The sequence below is a fragment of the Bartonella sp. AP280QHHD genome (genome assembly GCF_042196125.1).
Taxonomy (GTDB): Bacteria; Pseudomonadota; Alphaproteobacteria; order Rhizobiales; family Rhizobiaceae; genus Bartonella.
Genome location: NZ_JBHIPQ010000048.1, coordinates 1 through 1,070, shown reverse-complemented (window position 1 = coordinate 1,070; position 1,070 = coordinate 1). Strand labels below are relative to the sequence as shown.

Genomic DNA, 1,070 nt, shown 5'->3' with positions numbered 1-1,070 from the left:
GTTGCCTGCAAAAATTTCAATATTGCCACCACTGGCAATCTGACCAACCTTCACCCCTTCTTTTGCTGTAATCAAAAGAAAGCCCTTTTCATCTAAAACAAGATCCCCTGAACCGCCCGTAGAAACGACACCTGTCATCAGTGTGCCTGCATCAAGGCTGCCAACCTTTAAAACAGCTTCTTCACCCGTCATCAGCGAAGAAAAGTCAACCGCCCCACCCTCAATATTTGCCTTGCCATAGGCTAAAAGTTGCCCAAAATGAACGGGAGCATTTGTTGCTGGTTGTGCTTGAATGGCAACATTTTGATGCGATAGAATTGTTTGAGAAACAGATAGCCCGTTATGAGAAACCAGGGTGATATCTCCTGCTCCATAAACACTTTCAGCAACAATCGCACCTTGACTGCTCTGGAGATCAACATCCCCTTGGGTGCCAAGAACAACAACACCAGCAGCACCCGTTGCCGCCATATCAACCCCACCGGCTAAAAAATGAGCTTGTATATCACCACCGGCATGCGCCTTGAGATTCCCTTGTGCTAAAACAATCCCCTCAAGCTTCAAGTCTCCGCCCGATTCAAGAGCCATATCAGCGCCTGACCCTAGCCCTGAAACTTGAAGTGTCTGANGCTAAAACAATCCCCTCAAGCTTCAAGTCTCCGCCCGATTCAAGAGCCATATCAGCACCTGACCCTAGCCCTGAAACTTGAAGTGTCTGGCGCGAAGACAGCTCCATATTGCCCCCAGAGGTTGCCTTACCGGCAATCGATAAAAGCCCATCCTGCGCCTCTATCTTCAAATGACCATCAGCACCAACCGTTTCTAACGTCACATCCTTATGGGCGGCAATATCAATATGCTTTTTCGAGGTGATGTGTTTTGCCAATATGCTCTGGCTTTTCGATTTGAGGACAACACCCCCATGACCAAAAACATTCTTCAACGAGATTTTCCCATCAGCAGAAAGATGCAACTGCCCCGCATTGGCTGCCATATCATGGCGCATGCGAACCCCAACACCTTTTTCTGTTGCCACAAGTTTTATTCTGTCCGCCTGTAGAGCCCCCAAA

1 pseudogene is annotated in these 1,070 nt (G+C 48.3%); it reads right to left on the bottom strand.

The features are described from left to right. A pseudogene (locus ACFIMK_RS08095) lies at positions 1-1,070 on the bottom strand (filamentous hemagglutinin); the annotation flags it as partial.